This is a genomic window from Parabacteroides distasonis, assembly GCF_004793765.1.
In the GTDB taxonomy this organism is placed as follows: Bacteria; Bacteroidota; Bacteroidia; order Bacteroidales; family Tannerellaceae; genus Parabacteroides; species Parabacteroides distasonis_A.
Genome location: NZ_SRYM01000008.1, coordinates 68,473 through 95,054 on the forward strand (window position 1 = coordinate 68,473; position 26,582 = coordinate 95,054).

The window sequence follows — 26,582 nt, forward strand, 5'->3', positions numbered from 1 at the left end:
CGATTATAGATACGGGGCGTGCTCCGTCTCCGCAGCCTGTATAAATTTCAGAATAAATGAAACCGTTCTTATATCAAGTAGCGTCTCTTTTTTACGAGAAATGGGGGGCGGAGGTCAGTCGTCTGGCCTTTGTTTTTCCAAACCGGCGTACGGGGCTTTTCTTCCAGAAATATCTCTCGGAGGTAGCCGATACCCCCCTTTTCTCTCCGACAATCCTTACGATCAACGATCTCTTTATCCAGTTGAGCGGAAAACAATCCGCCGACCGGATCAGTATGCTTTTTACCCTGTACGACATCTACATCCGCCAAAGTGGTTCCACTGAGACTTTCGATGAATTCCTGTATTGGGGCGAGATGTTGCTCAACGACTTCGACGATATCGATAAGTACATGGCAAATGCCCGCATGCTATTCAGTAACGTGACGGACCTACGGGAGATAGAGAGTGATTTCGATTTCTTAAGTGATGAGCAGATCGCCGCTATCCGTAGTTTCTGGTCCAGTTTTTATCCCCGGGGCGATACGCCGAACCAGCAACAGTTCTTGGCGGTCTGGCAAGTGCTATACGATCTGTATGAGGAATTCCGTGCGACCTTGGCCGCCGAGGGAAAAGGTTACGAGGGCATGATCTTCCGGGAGGTCGTGGAAAGCATGGAACGGGGTGAGTCTCCGGATTTACCTTACGAGCGAATTGTCTTCGTCGGTTTGAACGCCTTGTCCGTATCGGAAGAACGTTTCTTAGCCCAGTTGCAGAAGCGGGAGATAGCGGATTTCTATTGGGATTATGTATCTGATAAGGTAACCGATCCGGATAATAAGGCTTCTTACTTCGTCTCCCGTAACCTGAAGAGCTTCCCTTCCTCGATGAAATTGCCCTCTGAGGAGAAGATAAAGACCGAGATCGAGGTGATCGGCATCCCTTCCGGTATCGGGCAGGCCAAGCACGTCTACACCCTGTTGAGCGATTGGTGCAAGGAAGTGGAGATGAGCTCGGAAGAAGCCCTGCGTACGGCGGTGATCTTGCCCGATGAACATCTGCTGATCCCGGTGCTGAACGCCATACCGGAGCAAATCCGGCGTATCAACGTCACGATGGGTTATCCCTTGGCGGGAACCCCGGTCGCCTCGTTGATCGAGTATATCTTGGCGTTGCAGAAGAACGTACGCTACATAGACCGGAATCCGCTGTTCTATTTCCGTGACGTGCTGCCGGTATTGAACCATCGTTACATCCTCTCCACCTCACCGGAGATTATTTCTTCCTTGGTGAAAGAGATCACGGAGAACAACAAGATCTATATCTCGCATACGGAGTTAGGGAAAACGCCTTTGCTAGAAATCCTGTTCACGCCGGTGACCGGGGTGGATGCCTTCTCTGATTATCTGATCAAGGTGTTGGAAGAGCTGAACAAGGTTATGTCCGCCCTTTCCGATGAGGAAGAGGAGGACGCACCCCAGCGGACGAACGATTTGGAGCAAGAGTTCATCTTCCATTATTTCACCACGGTAAACCGCATGAAAGAGGTAATGAAAGACGCTCGTATAGAGATGAAAATAGATACCTTCTTCCGCCTATTGAAGCGAGTAACCGATACGATCACGATCCCTTTCCACGGCGAGCCGCTTTCCGGCCTCCAGATTATGGGTGTGCTCGAGACCCGCGCCTTGGATTTCGACCGTCTGATTATCTTATCCATGAACGAGGGTATTTTCCCGCAACGGAAAGCGGCGAACTCCTTTATCCCTTATAACCTGCGCAGGGGTTTCGGGTTGCCTACCTACGAGCACCAAGATAGCGTATGGGCCTACCATTTCTATCGTTTGATAGAGCGTGCCAGCCACGTGAGCCTTTTATACGATACCCGCAGCAACGGATTGCAGACGGGAGAGGTAAGTCGCTTTGTCCACCAGCTGCATTATCATTATGAGGTGCCGATGCGAGATAAATTGGTGGTCTATAACGTATCTTCCTCCAAGACCCCGCCATTGGCCGTGCCGAAAAGGGAGGATGTCATGCGCCGTTTAGACGCTTACCGGAAAGGGGGGAGCAAGGCGATCTCGGCGAGCGCTATCAATACGTATCTGGATTGCCCGTTGAAATTCTATTTTTCCGTCGTGGAAGGCATTCGAGAGGAAGAGGAGGTGAGCGAGACGATCGAGAGCGATGTATTCGGAAGCATCTTACATAAAGTGATGGAGGAGCTTTACAAGCCGTTCCAAGGGAAGATGGTTACCGTGGATTTGCTGAAGGCGATCCGTAAGGATACGGCCTTGCTTACCGGAGCTATCGCCCGGGCTTTCGCCAGCGAGTTTTTCAAGACAGAGGTGGTTCGCTCCCTTACCGGACAAAATTACCTGATCGGCGAGATGATCCGCAAATACGTGGAGAAAATCTTGGAGCGTGACGGCAAGCTGACTCCTTTCGTTTACATCGAGTCCGAGCGTAAGATAAACGGCTTGATCAGCCTTTCCGACCATTCCGAGATCCGGTTGAAAGGCTTTATCGACCGTGTGGACGAGGTTTGCGACGCTATCCGTATCATCGATTACAAGAGCGGTAGCGGCACTACGACTTTCAGTAGTATCGAGAGCCTATTCAACAAGGAGGAGAAAGATCGTGCGAAAGCCGTGATGCAGGTATTCATGTATTGCTGGATGTACGCCCATCTCACCGAGAACAAGGGAAAGACGATACAACCGGGCATTTATTACGTCCGTTCCCTCTTCGCCGATCCGTTCGATCCATCTGTCTACCACCGTATCGAACGGGGGAAGTCGAAGAAGGTAGAGGATTTCTCCGGTTATGTCCAAGCGTTCGAGGAGGGGTTGCGGGGCTGCTTGGACGAGATCTTCAATCCGGAAATTCCCTTTACGCAAACCCCTACGGGGAAAGCTTGTCCTTATTGTCCATTTAAGGGTATTTGCGGTAAGTAGCATTTGTCTTGGTACTTCAGGGAGAGTACCGGAGTACTCCTTGCGAAGTACTGCGGTACCTCTTAGGCAGTACTACAGTACTTCTTGGGAAGTACTGAGGCGAGGCTTACTGATGAGGAAGCAATTCCACTATCTTTTCCAAAAAGATCTGATCGGTCTCATCGAAACTATCCGGTTGATCACTGTCTATATCAAGGACAGCGATTACCTTATCCTCCCATATCACGGGAACCACGATCTCAGAGCGTGACGCCGAGCTACAGGCGATATGTCCCGGGAAAGCGTCTACGTCCGGTACGATGATCGTACGGGTCTCCTTCCAGGCCGTGCCGCATACCCCTTTTCCGTATTTGATTCGTGTGCAGGCGATAGGGCCTTGAAAAGGCGCTAATACCAACTGATTGTCTATGACCCGGTAGAAACCTACCCAAAAGAAACCGAAAGTCTGCTTGAGTGCCGCGGCGACGTTCGCCATGTTAGCGATTAGGTCGGTCTCGTTACCTACCAATGAGGCGATTTGCGGGAGCAATGTCTCATACATCTCCTGTTTATCACCGTTTTTAATCCGTAGTTCCTCTGCCATATTTAAATTATTATAAGGTCACAAATATAAAGAATAAATCGAAATATCCGTATCTTCGCGGCATGGCAAAACAAAATTCTCCATTGGTATTAGGGACCGAGCCTATCGGTAAATTACTTACGCAATATGCGATTCCTGCGATTATCGCTATGACAGCTTCTTCTTTATATAATATGGCCGATAGTATTTTTATCGGTCATGGAGTGGGGGCGTTGGCGATTTCCGGCCTGGCCTTGACCTTTCCGTTGATGAACTTGGCGGCCGCCTTTGGTTCGTTGGTGGGAGTCGGCGCCTCTACGTTGGTTGCCGTGAAGCTGGGGCAGAAAGATTATGAGGGAGCGAATAAGGTGTTGGGGAATGTGTTGATCTTGAATGTGGTTCTGGGCGTCGCTTTCACGATCGCTTTCTTGTTCTTGCTTGATCCCGTGCTGTACTTTTTCGGCGCCAGTGAGAACACGATCTCATATGCCCGTGATTATATGCGGATTATTCTGTATGGCAATGTGGTTACGCATATGTATCTGGGATTAAATGCGGTCTTGCGCTCCTCGGGCTTTCCGAGGATGGCGATGTATGCTACGTTGGCGTCGGTCGTTATCAATTGCGCCTTGAATCCGTTGTTTATCTTTGGGTTTGGATGGGGTATAAAAGGGTCGGCTTGGGCGACGGTGATCTCGCAGGTGATCTCGCTTACCGGACAGTTGATCCATTTCTCGAGACCGAAACAACTCCTTCATTTCAAGAAAGGTATTTATAGGTTGCGCTTGGAGATCGTGAAAGGTATCTTGTCGATCGGTTTATCTCCGTTCTTGATGAACCTTTGTTCCTGCTTGATCGTGATCCTTATCAACCGGGGATTGAAAGAGCATGGGGGAGATATGGCGATTGGCGCTTATGGTATAGTGAACCGTATCGCTTTTCTTTTCGTGATGATTATCATGGGATTTAATCAGGGCATGCAACCGATAGCCGGTTATAATTATGGTGCCCGACTCTATTCCCGGGTGACGGACGTGACCCGGCTGACGATGCGCTGGGCGGTAGGAGTGGCTACGCTGGGGTTCTTGCTTTGCCAGTTGGTGCCGTCGTGGATCGTCCGTATGTTTACGAATGACGGGGAGTTGATCAGTGCCGCCTCTTATGGCCTGCATATCGTCTTCGCCGTATTCCCGATCGTGGGCTTCCAGATGGTGGCGACTAACTTCTTCCTTTCCATCGGCATGTCTAAGAAAGCGATCTTTCTCTCCTTGACCCGGCAGATGCTTTTCTTGATACCCTGTTTAATCCTTCTTCCCCCGTTATTGGGTACTCTCGGTGTCTGGATCAGTATGCCTATCGCCGATACGGTGGCGGCGATCGTGACAGCGATCGTGCTTGTGAAACAATTTAAACAATTCAAATATGGAACATAACGTGATATTACCTGCGGAATGGTACCCGCAAAGTGCCGTGCAGCTTACGTGGCCGCATGAGAATACGGATTGGGCCCCGATATTGGACGAGGTGATTCCTTGCTTCGCGGCTATCGCCAAGGAAGTGATCAAGCGAGAGAAGTTATTGATTGTCTGTCCGGACGAGACCGCCGTACGTGAACAATTGGGTGAGGTTGATTACGACCGTGTCATTTTCCGTGAGATGGATACGAACGATACGTGGGCACGGGATCACGGGGGAATTTCCGTCTTTGATGAGGGAACGCCCATGCTTTATGATTTCGTGTTCAATGGCTGGGGAATGAAGTTCGCCGCCCATCATGATAATTTGATTACCCGTAATCTTTGTCATATGAAAACTTTCTCCGATGAGGTGGTGCCCGCTAATATGCAACCTTTCGTGCTGGAAGGCGGTAGTATCGAATCGGATGGGAAAGGTACGTTGATGACTACCGTTGAGTGCCTGGCATCCGTAAACCGTAATGAGTATTTGCAACAGGAGGAATTGGAACGTTATTTGAAAGACGTATTTGGCTTGGATCGTATCCTTTGGATTGCCAGCGGTTATTTAGCCGGGGACGATACGGATAACCACGTGGATACGCTCGCCCGTTTCTGTAGCGAGGATACGCTCGCTTATGTCCGCTGCGAGGATGAGGAAGATGAGCATTATGAGGAATTGAAGGCGATGGAGGAGGAGATCAAGGAGTTTACTAGGGCGAATGGTGAGCCTTATCGTCTGATTCCACTTCCGATGGCCGATAAGGTGGAATGGGAAGGGGAGCGCTTGCCCGCTACCTACGCTAATTTCCTGATCATGAATGGGGCCGTATTGGTTCCGTTCTATGGCTCACCGAAGGATGAGATCGCTAAAGCGGCTTTGCGGGAGGCGTTCCCGGACCGTGAGATCGTGGGTATCAATTGCCTCCCGCTTATCAAGCAACACGGTTCTTTGCATTGCGTGACGATGCAATATCCGGAAGGCTTTATCGAATAACAGCTACAACCAATTAAATATGAAAGTAGGATTAATACAACAAAAGAATACCGCTGACAGAGCGGCGAATATAGAGAAGCTAAAGGTAAATATCCGTGAGGCTGCCCGGGAGGGAGCGGAATTGGTCGTCTTGCAAGAACTGCATAACGGCCTGTATTTCTGCCAGACGGAAGATACGAGCATGTTTGACTTGGCAGAGACGATCCCCGGCCCATCGACGGAAACCTTCGGTGCCTTGGCGAAAGAATTGGGTATCGTCTTGGTGCTTTCCCTTTTCGAGAAGCGTGCCCCGGGCCTGTACCATAACACGGCCGTCGTCTTGGAGAAAGACGGTACGATCGCCGGGAAATACCGCAAGATGCATATCCCGGATGACCCCGCTTACTACGAGAAGTTCTATTTTACCCCCGGTGATTTAGGCTTTGAGCCTATCAATACCTCTGTGGGGCGTCTTGGTGTGTTGGTTTGCTGGGATCAATGGTATCCGGAAGCAGCCCGTTTGATGGCTATGCGTGGCGCCGAGATGTTGATCTATCCGACCGCTATCGGCTGGGAAAGTAGCGATACGCAGGAAGAGAAGGACCGTCAGCTAGGGGCGTGGGTGACCGTACAGCGGGGACATGCCGTGGCGAACGGACTTCCGGTCATTTCCGTGAATCGTACCGGGCATGAGCCGGACCCTTCGGGACAAACGGGCGGTATCCGGTTTTGGGGAAACAGTTTCGCGGCCGGTCCCCAAGGTGAGCTATTAACCGTATTCCCGAATGACGAAGAGGAGGTACGTGTGATAGAGATCGACAAGACTCGCAGTGAGAACGTGCGTCGTTGGTGGCCTTTCTTCCGGGATCGCCGTATCGATGCGTTTGGTGGTTTGACAGAACGATTTTTAGTGTAATGACCGAATACACGCAAGAAGAGGCCGTCTTCCGCATGAACGAAATGGGGAAAGCGGGACGGCCTTTCCTTTTTATCATTGATTATAAACGAGAGCGGATCTACGTGGAGAGTCCGGAAGAGATCGTTCCCTCCGAGTTATTGTACGACTTGAACGGCTTTACGAATACAAATCACGAATGTAACTTGCGGGATTCCTCTCATCTTATATCCGGAGAACCTGTTGAATGGCAGCCCTCGTATGTTTCTTTCGAGGAGTATGCCCATTCATTCGAGACCGTTGCCCGGCATATCCATGCGGGTAATTCTTATTTGGTGAACTTGACATGCGCTACTCCGGTACATGCGAATCTCTCCTTAAAAGATATCTTCTACCAATCCAAGGCGATGTATAAGCTTTGGATGCGAGATCGTTTCGTGGTATTTTCGCCCGAGATATTCGTGCGGATGCGGGATGGTCTCATCTATTCGTATCCCATGAAAGGTACGATCGACGCTACGCTGCCCGATGCCCGGAGACGTATCCTCGATGATCCCAAGGAAGCGGCGGAGCATGCTACGATCGTAGATTTGATCCGGAATGACTTGAGTATCGTAGCCTCCGAGGTTTGTGTTCCCCGGTATCGTTATATCGATGAATTGCGTACGCATAACGGAAGTTTGTTGCAGGTTAGCTCTGAGATAAGAGGCCGGTTGCCGGAGGGATGGAACGGCCATGTCGGGGAGATTTTGTTCAGCCTCTTGCCTGCCGGCTCCATCACGGGCGCTCCCAAGAAAAAGACCTTGGAGATCATCGCCGAGGCGGAAACCTATGAGCGAGGCTTCTATACGGGAGTGATGGGGTATTTTGACGGCCAAGATTTAGACAGCGCCGTGATGATCCGTTTTATGGAACAAGTCTCTCCCCGTTCGTTTATTTTCAAGAGCGGTGGGGGAATCACCTCTAAAAGTGAGGTGAGATCGGAGTATAACGAGATGAAACAAAAAGTATATGTGCCCATCTATTGAGACCTTATCAGGGAGTCCGTTTGTGGAGACGATCCGTATCGAGAAGGGACAGGTATATAATCTTCCGTATCATAATGCCCGGATGAACCGTACCCGTAGGGAGCTATTCGGAGCGAGAGACGAAATTGATCTTGCGGGTTATATTCATTCGGGGGCTCATCAAGAACGTACCAAATGCCGGGTGGAATATACCCGCGAGGTCTTAAAGGTAGAATACGTTCCTTACCGTATGCGTCCGGTTCGTTCCTTGCGATTGGTTACATGCGATGAGATCGATTATTCCTATAAGAGTACGGATCGCCAATGCCTAAATGATTTATTCGCCCAACGAGCGGGACATGACGATATCCTGATCATCCGTGACGGTTTGCTGACCGATACTTCCATTTGCAATGTCGCCCTTTGGAATGGCACCTTTTGGATCACTCCCTCACGCCCTTTGTTATGCGGTACGATGCGTGCTTACTTATTGGATAAAGGCTTGGTACAGGCCGGGGATATCCCGGTAGAGGATCTGCCTAAGTACACCCGTATCCGTCTGTTTAACGCCTTGATCGGGTTCGGCGAAATCGATGAGATCACACGTATATACGTATGATCCTACGTATTAACATGTGTTCTTCTTATTTAGGTAGTTTCAGCACGAACCGGATCAAGGCCACGAACACCTTCCCATATCGGTCCAGCTTGATTTGCCCCACGCCCCGGATGTCGCTAAACTGATCCAAGGTGACAGGTTTCTTCTCCACCATGTCTTCCAAGGAATCGTCGGAGAAGATGATATAAGCCGGCGTATGTTCTCGCTCGGCGATTTGCTTGCGAAGTTGGCGGAGAGAGTCCAGCAAGGTCTCATCTATGGAGGCGGACCGGATCGGGCGGATCGGTTGGGCCTTGAAGGAGGATTTCCGCTCGTTCCTCCGGACGGGACGTGCCAACTCATCCGGTTCCCGGTAGACGACGAGCTGGGCCTTTTGCTCCCCGTACAGGACACGCCTGCCTAGCGGGGTCATCCGCAAGACACGCTCGGCTGCGTAGTCGATCTCCATGTATCCGAGTTGGATCATCTGGTAAATGTACTCCTTCCATTCTTTATAAGAGAGGTCTCGTCCGGCACCGTATGTTTTCAGCTTGTTGTATCCTTTCTCTAGGAGTTCCGCCCGACCGGAGGCACGTAATATGTCGATCAGCATTTGCATGCCTACATGCTCGCCGGTCCGTATAACGGCGCTCAGCGCTTTTTGTATCAAGACACTGCCGTCGAAGCGTTGTGGCGGGTTCTTGCACACGTCGCAGTTGCCGCAATCATGGTCCGCCTCCTCGCCGAAGTAACTGAGCAGGACACGGCGGCGGCACATATCGGACTCGCAATACCGTCTCATCCGGTTTAGCTTCTCCAAGTTCACCTCGCTTTGGCCACTCTCCTCGGCGAAACGACGAAGTACGATCAAGTCGCTCAAGGAATAGAACAGGAGGGTATCGCTTTTCATCCCGTCCCTTCCGGCACGGCCGATCTCTTGGTAGTAATTCTCGATACTCCCCGGCATGCTATAATGCACGACCCAGCGGACATTGCTCTTGTCGATACCCATCCCGAAAGCTACCGTGGCGCACACGACATCCACCCGGTCGTTGATGAAATCGTTCTGAGCCTGTTCCCGTTGGGCGGGCAGGAGGCCGGCGTGGTAGGCGATCGCCTTGATATTATACATTGCCAACTCATCGGCCAGCTCGGTCGTATCATTGCGGCGCATGCAATAGATGATACCGCTCTGCTCCCGGTGCCCCCGGATGAAATGGACGATGGCGGCGATCTTCTCTTTCTTGTTAAGCCCCCGGCGTACCGTGAGGGAGATGTTCGGGCGGTCGAATGACGATATGAACGTTTGGGGCGTGCGAAGCCGTAATTGCTCTATGATATCCTTCCGGGTGATTTTATCGGCGGTAGCGGTTAGGGCCACGACCGGGACTTTCGGGAAACGCTCCTTCAAGATCGCCAGTTGTGTGTATTCCGGACGGAAGTCATGTCCCCAATGCGATACGCAATGTGCCTCGTCGATAGCGATGAGCGAGATGTCCAGCCGAGGCAGGAACCAATCCGCTTCCACCTTGATCCGTTCCGGGGAGATATACAATAATTTGATCTTACCTTGCACGCAAAGTTGCTTCACCTGTTGTTGCTCCTCTTCCGGCATCATGCTGTTCAAGGCCGCCGCCGGGATGCCGTTGGCGATCAGTCCCTCTACTTGATCCTTCATCAAGGCGATTAAGGGAGATACTACCAAGGCCGTACCCGGCAGATAGATTGCCGGTAGCTGGAAACAGATCGACTTGCCTCCACCCGTGGGCATTAGTACCAACGAGTCCTCTTTCTGTAAAATACGCTGTATGATGTCCGCCTGTAAGGGACGGAAGGAGGTATATCCGAAGAACTTTTTCAGTAGTAGTAATAATTCTTTCATATTGTTTTTCCGAGCATAAAAAGCGCGAAGATAGTTTATATCATAAAGTTTTCCTATATTTGATACAGTCTGATGTTATTTATTTGACTGTAAGTAGATTAACAAGAATTCGCGTGAGGTGTTGGCAACGGATAAGAAATTAGTAAGCCTCTGTGGAACACCATGTTTCTCACGCTTTCAAATAACTCTCTTACTGGGTACAAAGGTAACATTTATTCCGGAAAAAGCAGTCTGTTTCAGTCGGAAATCCATCTAAAATCTTATCATTTCATGTTCTGTGGAGTAGAATGCAGCTACTCGTCATAGAGAGACCGTAGTTTCCATAGCCACAGGCAAAGGTAGTCCGTGTTCTTGTCGGACATTGCAAGGTCAAGCCCTTCGGGTTTCGGGGAAAATCATCCTCGCCCGGAGGGCTTGCGGTATTTTCCCTCGAAAACCTTGCATGTCCTGAACACGACCTTTTAAGCCTGCGACTATGGGAACTCCGGCCCCATAAGCCGGACTAACTAAAAAAAATAAGATTATGCAGACCGACAACATTGCAAAAAGAGGAAACATTCCCGACCTGCTATCCGGCATCTTAAGCGTACAAGTAAGAAACGAGGACAAGATTACGGAACATGACCGTATCTATTGTCAGAGCCAGCAGGATTTGCTCTACAAGACGCTCGACCAGATCGACCGATGGTATGCCCTCTTCAAAGAGGACGCAGAACAGTACAAAGAAAAATTCAAGTTCAAATACGAGGAGAACGGCAAAACCACGTACACTGACCTTGCGCTCTTCCCCGTGGCACGACCGGAAAGCCATGCCGATTCCGGAGCCGTCATCTTCATGCTGAAGGCCGCCTCGGAATACTTGCCTACATTCAACCTGCCCATAATCGGGCACTCTCCCTGCTCATCCGCTTCGCTCTTTTTCAGGTAGAACGAAACCCTTACATCTTCTTGATTCATAGCTCTATACTTTTAATTGCAAAATTAACTGGTATAGAGTTATCTGTCAGCATGAAAAATATGGCAGAACATAGAAACAGAACCCTGAAACAGAGAACAATAGACATATTTGGCCGATACACGGAAAATTATGCGTATCTTTGTTCTCGCAAACAAGTTTTTTTTGAGATGGCAGAGGCGAAATTAGGGTGGTTTCACGTTTCATTTTCGATGTCGTTCGACACTAAAAAAGGCAACGGATAGGTAGCAAAATTACCTCACAACTCCTCGACATCCCGCTTTTTTGGAGAAAGGAAGAATACAGTCATTCAACACCCAATTCCTTTAGTCTCCAACCACTTACTTTATTCCGCCAAAATCTGCCTGAATCTCACGAATTCTTACTATCTTTGCCCGCATTATTTACATAACGAGCCGTGATGGCTCACCCTATTTTAGAATGACATTTGAAAATTTAGATTTGATAGAGCCGATACGTAAGGCTCTCGTGCAAGAAGGTTACACGACTCCAACACCTATACAATCAGAAGCGATTCCCATCGTTTCACAAGGTTATGATTTATTGGGTTGCGCCCAGACAGGAACCGGTAAGACGGCGGCGTTCTCCATCCCGATTATCCAGCGGTTATATCTCCAGAAGAAGAAAGGTTACAAACGGGATATTAAGGCATTGATCCTTACGCCTACCCGTGAGCTTGCCATCCAGATCGGAGAGAGCTTTGCCGCTTACGGCCGTTTCGCCGGATTACGCCATACGGTGATATTCGGGGGAGTGGGGCAGAAACCCCAGACGGAAGCTTTGGAAAGAGGCATTGATATCCTGATCGCTACGCCAGGACGTCTGCTGGACTTGATCGGACAAGGCTTCATCCACTTGGATACCTTGGAGTATTTCGTTTTAGACGAGGCGGACCGTATGTTGGACATGGGCTTTATCCATGACATCAAACGTATTTTACCGCTCTTGCCCAAGAAACGCCAGTCCTTGTTCTTCTCCGCTACTATGCCTTCCGAGATCGAACGTCTGGCCGGTACGATCTTAAGCGAGCCTCGAAAGGTGGAAGTGACTCCGGCCTCATCGACCGTGGACGCGATTGACCAATCCGTTTATTTCGTCGAGAAAGCCGAGAAGATCAACTTGCTGAAAAGCCTGTTGGAGAACCCGGAACTGGAATCCGTATTGATCTTTACCCGTACGAAACACGGGGCGGATAAGGTGGCCCGTGTCTTGTCGAAAGCGGAGATAGGAGCGGAGGCGATACACGGCAACAAGAGCCAGACTGCTCGCCAACGTGCCTTGACGAATTTCAAGGATCATACGACCCGTGTGCTGATCGCTACGGATATCGCTGCCCGTGGAATCGACGTGAATCATCTGACGCACGTCATTAACTATGAGCTTCCCAACGTACCCGAGACCTATGTGCACCGGATCGGGCGTACGGGGCGTGCGGGCCGTGAAGGTGTGGCTTTCTCTTTCTGCGACGTCGAGGAAGTACCATTGTTGAAGGATATCCAGAAATTGATCGGCAAGGAAGTTCCCGTAGCGGGTGGTCATATGTATGAGACCAAGGAAGTGAAAGCCGCCGTTGCCGAGAGGAAGGAGGCGATCAAGCAAGAATCGAAACGCCGTAATATGTTCGGAAGCAAACGTGACGGCAACTACTGGCGTAACAAGAAACGTGCCGCCAATTCCTCTAAGTGATCTAAGTTGTTGTATTGTGCCGTCTGTTGCCATGCTTATGGCACGACTTTGCCACGCCGGTGGCATAACCGTGCCATAAGCGTGGCAAAGTTGTGCCACAAGAATGGCATCCCTTTAGAATATTTCATTATTTTTGCAATTGAATAGTGAGTGAAACTTAAGGGTTGACGTTTGTGCTGATTGTAAAAGAGGACATAATATCTCGAATCAATAATGGCGATGCCAAAGCATTTGAACAATTATATACGACATTCTACGTGTACTTGTGCGCCGTAGCGACTAAATATGTCTATAATCCGGAGGCGGCACGTGAGATCGTTAATGATGTTTTCATGAATGTATGGAATCATCATTCAGCGTTAATACATCCGGTAAACGCTTATTTAATTCGTTCGGTACGTAATTATTGCCTGAATTATTTAAGAGATAAATGCCAGCGAGAAGTCCCTTTATCAGATGTACAAGAAAGCTTATTGTCGATACAAGAGTTACAGATAGATGCGGACCCCCATCCGTTGGCTTATCTGGAGAATAAGGAATTCGAGGAGAAAATCTATCGTGCCGTGGATTCCTTGCCCGCTAAATGCCGGGATATCTTCGTGCAATATCTTTACCATAACAAGACATATGAGGAAATAGCGATAACAAATCATATCAGTTCCAGTACGGTACGAGTACAGATTAAGATCGGTTTGGCGAAGTTGCGTGAGCTTTTAGGTGACCTTTACCCTCTTTTCTTACTTATATTTAATTTTTTCGAAAAATAATTGGATTCTCCTTAAACGGAATCTCTAAAACATGTGTATATAATAGAAACCGGGTTAGAAACCGGCTCCTTTGTTAATATCATGGAAATAGAGAATAAGCACATAGAAGATTTAATTTATAGCTACCTCATGGGAGATATATCCGAGGAGGGGCGAAATGAATTACTACAATGGTTGGAAACGGATGACGCTCATAAACAGTGCCTTTCCGAGATGGCGGATTGTTGGGCGACGGCGCATGTACCTTTGTTTGCCTCTGATATGAAAGCCGATTTCCAAAAACATTTCGGGACACTTATCGATCCCGCTATTCCTTCTGAAAAGAATCATTGGCTAAATTTTCGGTTTCTAGGTAAAGTTGCCGCCTCGGTCTTGATCGTGGTATCGGTGGGGACTGCCTCTTATTATATAGGTACGAGACATAATCAGCCGAAACCTGCCGCCTTGGCTTATTTTGAGACGACAACTCCTATGGGAGCCCAAACGAAAGTCGTTTTGCCGGATCAATCCGTGGTTTGGGTCAACGCAGGTTCCACGTTGAGATATGGCAGTGATTTCAATACGAACGGACGTAGCGTGCAATTGGATGGTGAGGCTTACTTCGAGATTACCCGGGATTCCCTTAAGCCTTTTATCGTAAAATCAAAGAAGTTGGATATCAAGGTTCTAGGAACTAGCTTTAACGTAAAGGCTTACGGAATGGATGAAACGACCGATGTCACTCTGGTATCGGGAAAAGTAAACGTGAGCTTGCGGGATGAGGTTGTCCACGCAGGCGATGTAACCTTGACTCCAAACCGGAAACTAAGCTTTAATAAGGAGACCAATAAGGTAAAAGTCAGCGAGGTGGATGCCAAGGATGCGCTCTCTTGGATGGACGGTAGCCTGAAATTCTCCGAGCAACCTTTCATGAGTATCGCCAAGGATTTGGAACGTAAGTTCAACGTACGTATTCGCGTCGAGAGCGATCCTTTAAGAAAGGAAATCTTCTCCGGTAGCTTTACGAAAGATTATTCGTTGGATAAGATCCTCCGTGAGGTGGACGTGGATCACAAATATATGTGGACTCGTTCGGGAGATGAGATTATTATCAAAGATAAATAAAAATGCAAACCTTAATTCTAAGGTATAAGTGTGGAAATATAATATAAACGAGAAAATTATTTATTAAATCTAACTTTAATGGAAATGAACTATTTCAAGAAGACCGGTAAGATGATGGTAGCCGCATGTATGCTTGCGGGACTGCCGTTTATTCCCGGTACGGTTTCAGCGTCCGAACTTCAGACACAAATGATGTCTGTTCAAATGGAAAGTACGACATTAAAAGAACTTTTCGATTTGATTGAGGAAAAATTCAATTACACGTTCCTTATCCGTAACAATGACATCAATCTGAATGAGCGTATCTCAATCGACATGTCGAACCGCTCGGTCGAGGAGATTTTGATGACAGCACTGAAAAATCAGCATGCTGATTTTGTTGTAAACAACAATAGGATTGTCGTTTACAAGTCATCTTCTAATTCAAATGAATTGAGAAATGCGGAGAGAATGGTGGCGCAGCAGACAATTACGATTTCAGGTACCATTGTTGACGCTGTGACTGGTGAGCCGGTAATCGGTGCGAACGTGCTCGTGAAAGGCACTACGAACGGTACCAGTACCGATTTCGATGGAAAGTTCAGTTTGGAAGCTCCGGCAGGAGCTACTTTAGTCGTTTCTTACATCGGTTATGTGAACCATGAGGTTAAGGCGACTAGCGCTCCGATGACTATCCGTATCAAGGAAGACACTCAGAACCTTGAGGAGGTTGTTGTTGTTGGTTACGGTGTGCAAAAGAAGGAAAGCTTGACGGGTGCGATGCAAGTGGTGAGCAGTGATAAGTTGCTGGATGCCACAAGCCCTACGGTTGAGAATTTGTTGTCTGGTAAGGCTCCTGGCGTGCAGGTAACGTCCGGTGGTGGACAGCCGGGTGCGGCAGGTAAGGTCGTGATCCGTGGTAAGTCTACGGTAAATGGTAGCACGGACCCTCTTTGGATCGTGGATGGCGTAATTGTTGGTACGGATGCGGGTAGCTTGAACCCGGCTGATATCGAGTCCATGTCTATTTTGAAGGATGCCGCTTCGACCGCTATCTATGGTTCTCAAGGCGCTAATGGTGTTATCGTGGTGACTACAAAGAAAGGCAAGATCGGAAAAGCTACGATCAACGCTTCCGTGAAGATGGGTGTGAACCAGTTGCATCGCGGTAATATGGATATGATGAATGGAGCCGAGTTGTATGATTATTATAAATCATTCGCTAATCAAGATGCGATCCCAAGTTATTTCACGGAAGATTTGCGCAATCGTAACTTCGATTGGTGGAAAGAAGGTACGCATCTAGGCTTCGCCCAAGATTATAATGTATCCGTTTCCGGTGGTTCTGAGAAAATCAAGACTTATACATCTGTAGGATACTATAATGAGGATGGTGCCGTGAAGGGATATGATTATACCCGCTATAACTTACGTTTCAATGTGGAATATCAAGCGACAGATTGGTTGACCATCAAGCCGAAAGTATGGGCTACTCGTAGTGACGTGATGGATCAACAGCAAAGCTTGGGAGCTATTATGTTCTCCCATTTCCCTTGGGATTCCCCGTATGATGAGAATGGAGAGCTGATCCAGCAATACAGACCTACCAATTGGATCAATAGCGATGCTACCAACTATTTATATGATTTACAGTGGAACTATGATAAGAAGACTTCCTATGAGTTCATGGGTAACTTTGACTTTGATATCAAGTTCACGGATTGGTTGACTTTCTCATCTGTAAATAACTATAAATACAATAACTCTCTTTTCAAGAGCTATCAAGATCCTCGTTCTCAGTCGGGAATGGCTGACAATGGCTTGTTGCAGGACAAAACGACCTCTTCTTATCGAGTGTACAGCAACCAATTGCTTCGTTTTAACAAGGTATTTGATAAACATTCTATCAATGCGATCTTGGCGTATGAATGGAATACTTACACGCGTGAGATCAAGGATCAGACCGCAGCTAGCTTCGCTCCAGGCTTCTCTGTAGCAGATGTGGCGACTACTCCTAAGAAGGTGAAAGGATCACAGGTGGAATGGGCTGTACAATCTTATTTGTTTAACGCAAACTATGCGTACGACAACCGTTATTTGTTGTCTTTCTCTTTCCGCCGAGATGGTGCCTCTAATTTCGGAGAAGATGCCAAGTATGGTAATTTCTTCTCTATCAGTGGTGGTTGGAATATCCACCAAGAGGAATTCTTCAAGGCTAAGGATTGGGTACAACAGTTGAAATTACGTGCTAGCTATGGTTCTGTGGGAAACCGTCCTACTGAATTATATTCACAATATACTTTGTACTCTTTGTCTGCGGGATATGATGGAAATCCAGGTGCGGTAATCAGCCAGAAGGAAAACAGGAACTTGACTTGGGAGAAGACGTACACGGCCGGTGTGGGTATCGATGCCATCTTGTTCGACCGTTTGACAATCAATTTGGATTATTATAACAAGAAGACGACGGATTTGCTTTATAGGGTGCCGCTGCCAGGTGTGACGGGTATCACGGGTATCTATCGTAACGTGGGTTCTGTTAAGAATAATGGTTTTGAGGTAGCTATGAATGTGGATATCTTGAAAGGTGGTGATTGGAACTGGAGTGTTGCGGCCAACTTGGGCTTGAACCGTAATAAGGTTACGGAACTGTACGGAGGCAAGAGTGAGATCATCACTTCCAACGCAGGCTCAAGCTATTATATTTATATGGATAAGATCTTGACACCGGGTCAAGATGTGGATACTTGGTACGGAACGGAATGGGCCGGTGTAGATCCGGAGACAGGTTCTCCTTTATGGTATACCACGAACGAGAATGGCGAGCGTGTAAAAACCTCCAGCTATAGCGATGCTTCCAAGCATCAGACCATTTTAGGCAAGGCAAGCCCTGATTTTTATGGAGGTTTCTCTACGAACTTATCATGGAAGAACATCGATCTTTCTGCGGTATTTGGTTACTCTGTAGGTGGTAAGATTTATAACTACGACCGTTCAATGTATGATAGTGATGGAGCTTATGTGAATTATAATCAGATGAATCTGAAAGATGATTGGAACCGTTGGGAAAAACCGGGCGATATCGCTACGCACCCCAAGGCCGAATATGGAAATAAGAGCCAATCTAGTAAGGGATCTTCCCGTTATCTGGAGGACGCTAGCTACTTGCGTTTACGTACTTTGACGTTAGGTTATACGTTGCCTTGGAAGATTCAATACGTGGATAATGTACGTCTGTCTTTCTCGGGTGAGAACCTCTTTGTCCTCTCTGGTTTCTCAGGTGTGGACCCGGAACTTCCTGCGGAGGTTGGAAGTGCATATAAGGCTGGATCAGTTGGCGTTGCTATCTCCCCGTATCCACAAGCACGTAAGTTCATGTTTGGTTTAAATGTAACATTTTAATTAAAGAAATCATAATGAAAAAATTATCTATAGTGGCTTTGGCTGCGGCGGCCACGTTTATAACAAGCTGCGATATCGAGCGTATGCCTTATGATAAGTATACGGAAGACAAGATCATGGGTGATAAAGATGCGGCGGTTGATGTTTTATTGAATGGTTGTTATGCTAAACTGAAAACGGCATCTGAACATTTGCACTATTGCGGAGAATTTCCCAGTGACAACGTATGTAAGGATAAGCCGACTACCAATCCGTTCGGTACTTATTTCACTTATCAGCATACCGTTAACAACAGTGGTCTTTCCACGGTTTGGAACAGTGCTTATAATATTATCTCACAGACTAGTTCCTTGATGACAATGATCAAAGAGGGCGAGACTGCTGAACTGAACCAGAAATTGGGAGAGGCTTATTATATGCGCGGTATGATGTACTTCTATCTGTGTCGTGTATTTGGTCGTCCTTATTATCAAGAGCCGGAAAAGAATCTAGGTGTGCCTATTGTTAATGGTATGCCGGAAGATATGGAAAATTTGGAACTTCCGGATCGCTCTTCCGTGAAAGCCACGTATGAGCAGGCTGTGTCCGACTTGAAGAAGGCGGAGGAGTTGATGTCCGGTTTTAAATCTTCGGCTTATGCATCTAAATATGCGGCTCAAGCATTGTTGGCCAAGGTTTATATGTATATGAGTGGTACGTTCGAGAATCCGAGCAAAGAACATGCTCAGTTGTCGTATAATTATGCGAATGCGGTGATCGAGAGCGGACAGTTCTCTTTGCTGGATCGTAGTAATTTTATGCGTTACAATGAGTTGGCACCGGATGACCCATCCCAATCAGAGACTATTTTTGCCGTGAAGTTTGTCGCTTCGGATTGGAGCGATTGGGGTAGTCCTTTAGGAAGTATGTATGCGGAGATCGATGGCCAAGGCTGGGGCGAGGTGTATGCCAGCGCTAAATATATGGACTTGTTGCACGAGACAGGAAAAGGAACCGATGCACGTGAGGCATTTATTCATCCACAATATAAGGAAGATGCGAATGGGAATCAGATCCCCGCTTTCCGTTTTGTTGCTAATTTGTATACGGACGGTAAGGTATCCGGTTATGTGTATCGCCAGGGCGAGACGAAAGAAGTTGGCGGTAAGTTGATCGCTACGGTGGAAGATGAGGAATATACGTTGACACCGGTGGATGTAGATAATAAACGTTATTCAATTGTTTATAAGGGTCAGACTTATGTTGGAGATTATGATTATTATATGCTGGAAAGTCAGGGTAATCCCAAATTCTATAGTTATAAATGCTCTAAGCAAGAAGGTTATCCCCACCTTTATTCACCGGTTATCTCTCGCTTAGGTGAGCTCTACCTGATTCGTGCCGAGGCTAGCGCTAAATTAGGAAACTATCCGAAAGCATTAGCCGATTTGAATACCGTTCGTACCCGTTCCTTACCTAACGCCGAATATAAGTCTTTGGACGCTACCAATGCTCATGAGCTGATCATGAAAGAGCGTCAGCTGGAATTAGCTTATGAGGCAGACCGTGGTTTTGACGTGTATCGTGTTGGCGATACGATGAAACGCCATTATCCGGGATTCCATGACGGTGTACCTGAGTACCCTGCTACTAGCCCGTTGGCTATACAGTATATTCCGCAGTCCGAGATTAACGCTTATCCGGGTGCATTAACCCAGAATCCGTAATAAGTGGTGAAAATAGTATCGTATATCCAAACTTTCTTTATGGATATACGATACATTCTCTATTATTTTTTATTTTTGTATCCTTTAAAAACACAAGTTAATTATAAAATATATGGAAAACACTCGTCGTTCATTCCTTAAGAAAGTATCTGCCGCCGGTATTGGCGCCGCAGGTTTGGCAATGGCTGGAAACGCCGGAGCTACAACAACCGCCGCTGAACCCCAAAAGAAAAAAACAGCCGGTAAAGATGATGGTAAATTACGTTTCGGTTTCATCGGAACGGGTTCTAGATGTCATGAGCATATTAATAATGTATTGGCGATCCCCGGCAATAAAATCGTAGCGATTTGCGATATCCAACAGGGTCCGATCGATAGTACGTTGAAACATATCGCTAAATTTAATGTGCCTGCTCCGAAAGTTTATAAGGGAGGTGATCGTGAATTTGAGAAGATGTTGAACAACGAGGAGTTTGATTGCGTGATCATCGCGAGCCCTTGGGAATGGCACGTTCCGATGTCTGTCGCCGCTATGAAAGCTGGTGTTCCTTATGTTGGTGTGGAGGTTTCCGCCGCTAATACGATCGAGGAATGCTGGGATTTGGTAAACGTATCGGAGGCTACCGGTAGCCAGCTGAACATTATGGAGAACGTATGTTATCGTCGTGACTGTATGGCTGCGTTGAACATGGTTCGCCAAGGCTTGTTCGGTGAGATCTTGCATGGTACTTGTGGTTATGAGCATGACTTGCGTGACGTGAAGTTCAACGATGGACAACATTATACCTATCAACCCGGTAGTGGTGATTTGCGTATGGGGCCGACGGCTTTCGCTGAGGCTCAATGGCGTACGAATCACTCCGTACATCGTAACGGTGATATTTACCCGACTCATGGTATCGGACCGGTTGCGAATTGCTTGGATATAAACCGTGGTAACCGCTTCCTTTCTTTATCCGCTATGGCTACTCAATCTCGCGGATTGCATAAGTTTATCGTGGATAATGGTGGCGAGAACCATCCGTACGCTAAGATTCAATTTAATTTGGGTGATATTGTTACGTCTATGATTAAGTGCGCGAACGGGCAAACGATCATCGTGACACACGATACAAACTCTCCTCGTCCGTATTCGTTGGGATTCCGTATCCAAGGAACTGAGGGATTGTGGATGAACGATGGCAATGGTGTACATATCCAAGGTAAATCAAAGCCTCACCGTTGGGATCCGGCGGATGACTGGTTTAAGAAGTACGACCACAAGCTGTGGTCTTCACTGGAGGCCCAGGCCGCTGAGGCCGGACACGGTGGTATGGATTTTATCATGATGTATGACTTGATCGACGCTATCCGTAATAAGAAACCGGCTCCAATGGACTGCTATGACGCTGCCGCTTGGAGCGCAATCTCGGGTTTGTCAGAGATGTCAATCGCTCGTGGCGGTGCTTTGGTAGACTTCCCGGATTTCACCCGCGGACAATGGATTCACCGTAAGCCGCAGTTTGCTTTGTAATAGATTTTCATAAAATATTAGGGAAGGATGTCTTTATTAAAGGCATCCTTTTCTTTTTTATATACATTCTTCTTGTCTCTTCAAGTATTATGATTATTTTTGTCACTCAAGTTAATCTATTCTATCTAAATTTTAAATTCGTACTATGAAGACAAACAGAAGAGACTTCCTGAAGACTCTTGGAGGAATCGCGGCATTTACGATTGTACCGCGCCACGTGTTGGGTAATGGATTCATCGCTCCAAGTGATCAATTGACAAAAGGAATTATCGGTACAGGTGGTATGGGCCGTGGACATGTGGACTATGCCGGGACTCGTCTTGTCGCCGTGTGTGACGTTGATAAGAATCATCTGGAGTTAGGAAAACAGTTGGTAAAGGATAAGATTGCCGCATACCATGATTTCCGTGATTTGATTCTGGATCCCAATGTAGATATCGTTCATATAGCTACGCCTCCTCACTGGCATGGTATCATGTCTGTCGAGGCCGCTAAAGCTGGAAAAGATATTTGGTGCGAGAAGCCTATGACCCGTACGATCGGAGAGGGTAAACGGGTAATGGAAGCCGTGAAGCAATACGGGCGTATGTTTCGCTTGAACACTTGGTTCCGTTTCGCTGACCCGTTCTATGGATTGGGCACTCCCGTGAAACCTTTGAAGAAACTGGTTCAAAGTGGTATGTTGGGTTGGCCTCTAAAGGTAACGATCAGCAAACATACTGGTTTCGACTGGAAGTTCTATTGGGTTGGTAAAGAATATCTGGAACCACAATCGGTGCCTAGTGAGCTGGATTATGATTTCTGGTTGGGCCCGGCTCCTTACAAACCTTATAACCCGCATCGTGTGCATCAGACATTCCGTGGATACTGGGATTATGACGGCGGTGGTTTAGGGGATATGGGACAGCATTATATTGACCCTGTACAATATTTTCTAGGAAAAGATAATACCAGCCCGGTTAAGGTAGAGGTGGATGCTCCGCAACAGCATCCGGACGCTGTGGGTACTTGGCGTTCCATTACGTACACCTATGAGGATGGTTGCCAGATCGTACTTTGGGGAGGTGATTACGGGGATCCGAACACACCTTATATTTCCGGACCGAACGGTAATGTCTATAAGAATTTCGTATGTGATATCCCGGATTGGGAGAAAAAGTTATCCGATTATCCCGAACCTGAGCCACAGGTTACCGACTTTATCGAGTGCGTAAAGACTCGTCAGCCTTTTGCCTTGAATGAGCGTAATGGCTTCCGTTCCGCTACGATCGTGAATATGGGTGCCGTAGCCCTTCGTTTGAATCGTACGCTTCACTTTGATCCCGTAAAACTGGAATTTATTAATGATGAGGCAGCTAATCGTTTGTTGGATCAGCCGATGAGAGCGCCTTGGAACATTTAAACACATACACATATGAAAAAAGTATATATATCAATTGCCAGCTTATTGTTGTGCGGTAGTATGTTAATGGCTCAAAGCCCGGCTAATCGTACATCGAAGACGATCGTCGCCGATGTACTGGCACAGATGCCGGCGGAGCAACAAGCTGAATATAACAAATTAATTAATGACCTAAGCTCCACTGGCGAGGAAGGGGTCTTGATGTTGATTAACAAGATTAACGCTCCGGGAAAAGGCAGTAACTCGAACGTGGACTATGCGTTGAGCGGACTGACTCATTACGTAATGGCGAAAGGCGAGGAGAATGCCCGTTTAACAACAGCCAACGCATATTTGAAAGCTTTGGATAAGGTGAGCGACCGGGAGACAAAAGCGTTTATTATCCGGCAACTTCAACTGTTAGGGAAAGATGAGTGCGTGGAAGCACTGGCTAGCTATTTGAACGATGAGAGTCTAAGCGGTCCCGCTGCCCGTGCGTTATCCGCTATCCGTACCGATAACGCTAAGAAGATTTTGGTGGCTTCCTTGATGCGTCGCTCCGGTACTCCGAAGACGCAAAAGGATATTATCCGTGCGATCGCTGACGTGCAAATCGCTGATGCGGAAAATGTATTGAAAGCGATGCTTGGCTCCAGCGATGAGAATATGCAGAAGGAGGTTCTTTATGCGTTGAGCCGTGTAGGTTCTAAAGCTTCTCTGAGTGATTTAGCCGCCGTTGCCGAGAAAGCCGGTTATAAAATGGAAAAGACCGGGGCGAATGAGGCATATATCGCTTTGATAAAACGTGTCCTTGAACAAGGCGATACCAAAGATGCGGAGAAAGCAGCGAATGATTTATTGAAGAAGTCTGCGAAAGCAGGCATAACACAGACCCGTGAGGCCGCTCTTCAGATCCTACTGGCCGCTAAGCCGGAAGCTGCTACGAAGAATTTATTATCGGCTTTGAAAGATACGGATAAGGGATACCGTAATGCGGCTTTGAACTTCGCTTCGGGTTTCGCTGATCAAAATGTTTATATCGAGGTCATGAAACACATGTTAAAGGCGAAGCCGGAAGTCAAGGTGGATATCTTGAACTGGATAGGCCGTGAAAGCAAATGCCCGTCTAAACATGACGTGATCAAGAATCTGGAACTTCGTTTTGATCTACCAGCGAGACAAGTTCTGTTGGATCAATTGAAAGATAAGGATTTCGATGTGCGACAGGCCGCTGTTTGGGCCTTGGTTAAAATCGGTGATAAGAGTGTCATTCCTGTGCTGGCTGATTTGTTGAAGAGCAATGACAAGCAAGTGATTTTATTGGGCCAAGATGCTTTGGTGGCATTTAACGGCGATATTGACCAAGCAGTCGCTAAAGTGATCCCGTCCGCTTCCGATGCCGGAAAAATCGCTGGTTTGGAGCTGTTGGCGATACGTATGGCCGACGCGAATCTAAATACGGTACTGGATCAGATTAAGTCCGGCTCTACGGAGGTGAAGAAAGCCGCTTATACCGCATTGAAAGATGTAGTGTCTGAGAAAGATTTCACTTTATTGTGCGGAATGTTGGAGACTGCGGAGGCTTCCGCTATCGCTCCGCTTCAAGATGCGATCATTGCCGCTATCTCTAAACAACCGGCGGCAACTCAAGTATCTAGCGTGAATCGTCGTATGATACAAGCGGGAGACGGCAAGAGATATCTTTATTATAAGGTCTTATCAGCGACTGGCGAGAAAGAGGCTTTGGCTACGATCGTGGAAGGATTGAATAAAGGGAATGGAGCGGCCAAGGATGCGGCTCTTGACGCTTTGTTGGCGTGGAAGGGTATTGAGGCTGCCGATGAACTATTTACGGTTTGCCAATCCGCCGCTTCCGATCAAGTATTCGATAGGGCGTTAAAGCGTTATGTGCAATTGGTATCTAATCCGGCATTTACGGGAGAGAATCGTTTGTTGAGCTTGCGGAAAGTCATGGAGATCGCCCGGACGAGCGAGCAAAAGGCTCTTATTTTACGTCAGATCCAACGGGCGGATACCTTCTTGGCATTGATGTATGCGTCGGAATTCTTGGATTCAAGCGATGCGGCTGTTCGTTCTGCGGCTGTTTATGCGGTTTGGAATATCGCTCGTAACCATCCGGAATATAAGGGTGACAATGTGAAGGCAATCTTGAAACGTGTTTTGACCATGTTCGACGGGGAAGACGCTCGTTATGATATCGATGCCTTGAAGCAACATTTGGATGCGATGCCGGACGAGGTCGGATTTGTCTCTATCTTTAATGGTAAGGATTTAACGGGCTGGAAAGGTCTGGTCGAGAATCCGATCGCCCGCGCCAAAATGAAACCGGCTCAATTGGCGAAAGCGCAGGAGAAGGCAGATGAGAATATGCGTCGTGACTGGAAAGTAGAGAACGGCCTGTTAGTATTTGACGGTACTGGGTACGATAACCTATGTACGGAAAAGCAATATGGTGATTTCGAGATGTATGTGGATTGGATGTTGGATCCGAAAGGCCCTGAGGCTGATGCCGGTATTTATCTGCGTGGTACTCCTCAAGTCCAGATCTGGGATACTTCTCGGGTAAATGTCGGTGCGCAAGTAGGTTCCGGAGGCTTGTATAACAATCAGGTAAACGAGAGCAAGCCTTCGAAAGTGGCCGATAATAAACTAGGTGAATGGAATTCCTTCTATATTAAGATGGTTGGTGACCGTGTGACGGTTGTCTTGAACGGAGAAAAAGTGGTAGATAACGTGATTTTGGAAAACTATTGGGATCGCAAGCTTCCGATTTTCCCGGTAGAGCAAATCGAGATGCAAGCGCATGGCAGCAAGGTTTATTACCGTAATATCTACGTGAAGGAGTTGGAGAAACAAGAACCGTTCCGATTGTCTCCTGAAGAGGAAAAAGAGGGTTTCAAGGTTTTGTTTGACGGAACGAATATGCATGAATGGACGGGAAATACGGTTGATTATATCTTGGAGGATGGCTGTATCTCTATGGTTCCAAGCAGTAGCTTCGGAGGTAATCTGTACACCAAGAAGGAATACGGAAACTTTATCTATCGTTTTGACTTCCAGTTAACACCGGGAGCTAATAACGGTGTCGGTATCCGTACTCCGATGGAAGGAGACGCAGCATATGTAGGTATGGAAGTGCAGGTCTTGGATTGTGAACATCCTATTTACCAAGGAAACATCACTCCGCTGCAACATCACGGTTCCGTATACGGTATCATTCCCGCCCGTGAGGATCATCCGAAAGCGTTCAAGCCGGTTGGAGAATGGAATACGGAAGAGATCGTGGCGGATGGCGATCATATCCGCGTGACGGTGAATGGAGTCGTAATCTTGGATGGAAATATTCGGGATGCCGTGAAGAACGGTACGCCGGATGGAAAAGAGCATCCGGGCTTGTTCAACAAGAAAGGCCATATCGGTTTCTTAGGGCATGGTTCTCCTGTCAAATTCTGTAATATCCGTATCAAGGAGTTGAAATAAGCGGGGCGCTTGTTGAGATAAAAAGAGATCACTTCCTGTCCAAGGGAGGTGATCTTTTTTTATACGTTTTATTCTTGCCATATAAAAACATCTCATCATAAGCATATAAACTTTGATCTTTCTATATGTAAAGTCCGTTATGTCCTTGTATATCCTTCGTTCGCCGTCACTGAACGATCATTCGCTGTCGCTGAACATATATTCGCCGTCGCCGAATGACCGTTCAGTGACGGCGAACGAAGGATAGAGTTGTATCC

General features: G+C 47.5%; 16 protein-coding genes and 2 pseudogenes. 15 read left to right on the top strand and 3 right to left on the bottom strand.

Annotation, left to right across the window (positions count from 1 at the left end; genetic code table 11):
- The first annotated feature begins 56 nt into the window (after positions 1-56).
- Positions 57-2,936, top strand: coding sequence for a PD-(D/E)XK nuclease family protein (locus E5342_RS04530; RefSeq protein WP_135958902.1), 2,880 nt, complete (start codon positions 57-59; stop codon positions 2,934-2,936).
- A gap of 106 nt (positions 2,937-3,042) precedes the next feature.
- Here E5342_RS04530 and E5342_RS04535 read toward each other — a convergent pair whose 3' ends face one another.
- Positions 3,043-3,519 carry a GAF domain-containing protein gene (locus E5342_RS04535; protein WP_008780557.1) on the bottom strand — a complete coding sequence of 159 codons (477 nt, stop codon included), beginning with the start codon at positions 3,517-3,519 and terminating at the stop codon, positions 3,043-3,045.
- 62 nt (positions 3,520-3,581) lie between these two features.
- Here E5342_RS04535 and E5342_RS04540 point away from each other — a divergent pair, with 62 nt between their 5' ends.
- The 5 genes from E5342_RS04540 to E5342_RS04560 are packed head-to-tail and all read left to right on the top strand — an operon-like array spanning position 3,582 to position 8,449.
- Entirely contained in the window at positions 3,582-4,931 is a 1,350-nt protein-coding gene (locus tag E5342_RS04540) for an MATE family efflux transporter (RefSeq protein ID WP_121734616.1), read from the top strand.
- Positions 4,921-5,949 (top strand): agmatine deiminase family protein, encoded by a 1,029-nt coding sequence (locus tag E5342_RS04545; RefSeq protein WP_135958903.1) that lies wholly within the window; start codon positions 4,921-4,923, stop codon positions 5,947-5,949. The genes E5342_RS04540 and E5342_RS04545 overlap by 11 nt, the downstream gene beginning before the upstream one ends.
- Positions 5,950-5,968: 19 nt before the next feature.
- Positions 5,969-6,844, top strand: coding sequence for a carbon-nitrogen hydrolase (locus tag E5342_RS04550; RefSeq protein ID WP_121734614.1), 876 nt, complete (start codon positions 5,969-5,971; stop codon positions 6,842-6,844).
- Positions 6,844-7,851, top strand: a complete 1,008-nt coding sequence (locus E5342_RS04555) for an aminodeoxychorismate synthase component I (protein ID WP_135958904.1) — start codon at positions 6,844-6,846, stop codon at positions 7,849-7,851. The genes E5342_RS04550 and E5342_RS04555 overlap by 1 nt, the downstream gene beginning before the upstream one ends.
- Positions 7,835-8,449 (top strand): aminotransferase class IV family protein, encoded by a 615-nt coding sequence (locus E5342_RS04560; RefSeq protein ID WP_121734612.1) that lies wholly within the window; start codon positions 7,835-7,837, stop codon positions 8,447-8,449. Before E5342_RS04555 ends, E5342_RS04560 begins: the two co-directional genes overlap by 17 nt.
- Before the next feature lie 25 nt (positions 8,450-8,474).
- Here the strand turns inward: E5342_RS04560 and recQ are convergent, their stop codons facing one another.
- Entirely contained in the window at positions 8,475-10,310 is a 1,836-nt protein-coding gene (gene recQ / locus E5342_RS04565; protein ID WP_121734611.1) for a DNA helicase RecQ, read from the bottom strand.
- 523 nt (positions 10,311-10,833) lie between these two features.
- Between recQ and E5342_RS04570 the strand changes: the two are divergent.
- Positions 10,834-11,085 (top strand): annotated as a pseudogene (locus E5342_RS04570) (hypothetical protein); the annotation flags it as partial.
- A gap of 1 nt (position 11,086) precedes the next feature.
- Here the strand turns inward: E5342_RS04570 and E5342_RS19595 are convergent.
- Positions 11,087-11,267: pseudogene (locus E5342_RS19595) on the bottom strand (site-specific integrase); the annotation flags it as partial.
- 439 nt (positions 11,268-11,706) lie between these two features.
- Between E5342_RS19595 and E5342_RS04580 the strand changes: the two are divergent.
- The 8 genes from E5342_RS04580 (at position 11,707) to E5342_RS04615 (ending at position 26,325) form a co-directional block, all read left to right on the top strand.
- Positions 11,707-12,972 (top strand): DEAD/DEAH box helicase, encoded by a 1,266-nt coding sequence (locus E5342_RS04580; protein ID WP_135958905.1) that lies wholly within the window; start codon positions 11,707-11,709, stop codon positions 12,970-12,972.
- Positions 12,973-13,136: 164 nt separating this feature from the next.
- Complete coding sequence (locus E5342_RS04585; RefSeq protein WP_135958906.1) at positions 13,137-13,739, top strand: RNA polymerase sigma-70 factor; 603 nt, start codon at positions 13,137-13,139, stop codon at positions 13,737-13,739.
- Positions 13,740-13,820: 81 nt separating this feature from the next.
- Complete coding sequence (locus tag E5342_RS04590; RefSeq protein WP_121734790.1) at positions 13,821-14,843, top strand: FecR family protein; 1,023 nt, start codon at positions 13,821-13,823, stop codon at positions 14,841-14,843.
- A gap of 78 nt (positions 14,844-14,921) precedes the next feature.
- Positions 14,922-18,224, top strand: coding sequence for a SusC/RagA family TonB-linked outer membrane protein (locus E5342_RS04595; RefSeq protein WP_135958907.1), 3,303 nt, complete (start codon positions 14,922-14,924; stop codon positions 18,222-18,224).
- Positions 18,225-18,238: 14 nt separating this feature from the next.
- The gene (locus E5342_RS04600; protein ID WP_121734605.1) at positions 18,239-19,930 is read left to right on the top strand and encodes a RagB/SusD family nutrient uptake outer membrane protein; all 1,692 of its coding nucleotides are present in this window, start codon (positions 18,239-18,241) and stop codon (positions 19,928-19,930) included.
- A 112-nt stretch (positions 19,931-20,042) separates the two neighbouring features.
- Positions 20,043-21,443: a Gfo/Idh/MocA family protein gene (locus tag E5342_RS04605; protein ID WP_135958908.1), complete on the top strand. Its 1,401-nt coding sequence runs from the start codon at positions 20,043-20,045 to the stop codon at positions 21,441-21,443.
- 145 nt (positions 21,444-21,588) lie between these two features.
- Entirely contained in the window at positions 21,589-22,845 is a 1,257-nt protein-coding gene (locus E5342_RS04610) for a Gfo/Idh/MocA family oxidoreductase (protein ID WP_005862206.1), read from the top strand.
- A 12-nt stretch (positions 22,846-22,857) separates the two neighbouring features.
- On the top strand, positions 22,858-26,325 hold the full coding sequence (locus E5342_RS04615) for a DUF1080 domain-containing protein (RefSeq protein WP_135958909.1): 3,468 nt from the start codon (positions 22,858-22,860) through the stop codon (positions 26,323-26,325).
- Positions 26,326-26,582: the final 257 nt, after the last annotated feature.

What these genes read in the sequence shown, in the direction of transcription:
- E5342_RS04595 (WP_135958907.1), top strand. Translation starts at nt 14,922, where the DNA reads ATGGAAATGAACTATTTCAAGAAGACCGGTAAGATGATGGTAGCCGCA.
- E5342_RS04555 (WP_135958904.1), top strand. Translation starts at nt 6,844, where the DNA reads ATGACCGAATACACGCAAGAAGAGGCCGTCTTCCGCATGAACGAAATG.
- E5342_RS04615 (WP_135958909.1), top strand. Translation starts at nt 22,858, where the DNA reads ATGAAAAAAGTATATATATCAATTGCCAGCTTATTGTTGTGCGGTAGT.
- E5342_RS04605 (WP_135958908.1), top strand. Translation starts at nt 20,043, where the DNA reads ATGGAAAACACTCGTCGTTCATTCCTTAAGAAAGTATCTGCCGCCGGT.
- E5342_RS04535 (WP_008780557.1), bottom strand. Translation starts at nt 3,519, where the DNA reads ATGGCAGAGGAACTACGGATTAAAAACGGTGATAAACAGGAGATGTAT.
- recQ (WP_121734611.1), bottom strand. Translation starts at nt 10,310, where the DNA reads ATGAAAGAATTATTACTACTACTGAAAAAGTTCTTCGGATATACCTCC.
- E5342_RS04610 (WP_005862206.1), top strand. Translation starts at nt 21,589, where the DNA reads ATGAAGACAAACAGAAGAGACTTCCTGAAGACTCTTGGAGGAATCGCG.
- E5342_RS04600 (WP_121734605.1), top strand. Translation starts at nt 18,239, where the DNA reads ATGAAAAAATTATCTATAGTGGCTTTGGCTGCGGCGGCCACGTTTATA.
- E5342_RS04550 (WP_121734614.1), top strand. Translation starts at nt 5,969, where the DNA reads ATGAAAGTAGGATTAATACAACAAAAGAATACCGCTGACAGAGCGGCG.
- E5342_RS04545 (WP_135958903.1), top strand. Translation starts at nt 4,921, where the DNA reads ATGGAACATAACGTGATATTACCTGCGGAATGGTACCCGCAAAGTGCC.
- E5342_RS04590 (WP_121734790.1), top strand. Translation starts at nt 13,821, where the DNA reads ATGGAAATAGAGAATAAGCACATAGAAGATTTAATTTATAGCTACCTC.
- E5342_RS04580 (WP_135958905.1), top strand. Translation starts at nt 11,707, where the DNA reads ATGACATTTGAAAATTTAGATTTGATAGAGCCGATACGTAAGGCTCTC.
- E5342_RS04560 (WP_121734612.1), top strand. Translation starts at nt 7,835, where the DNA reads ATGTGCCCATCTATTGAGACCTTATCAGGGAGTCCGTTTGTGGAGACG.
- E5342_RS04540 (WP_121734616.1), top strand. Translation starts at nt 3,582, where the DNA reads ATGGCAAAACAAAATTCTCCATTGGTATTAGGGACCGAGCCTATCGGT.
- E5342_RS04530 (WP_135958902.1), top strand. Translation starts at nt 57, where the DNA reads ATGAAACCGTTCTTATATCAAGTAGCGTCTCTTTTTTACGAGAAATGG.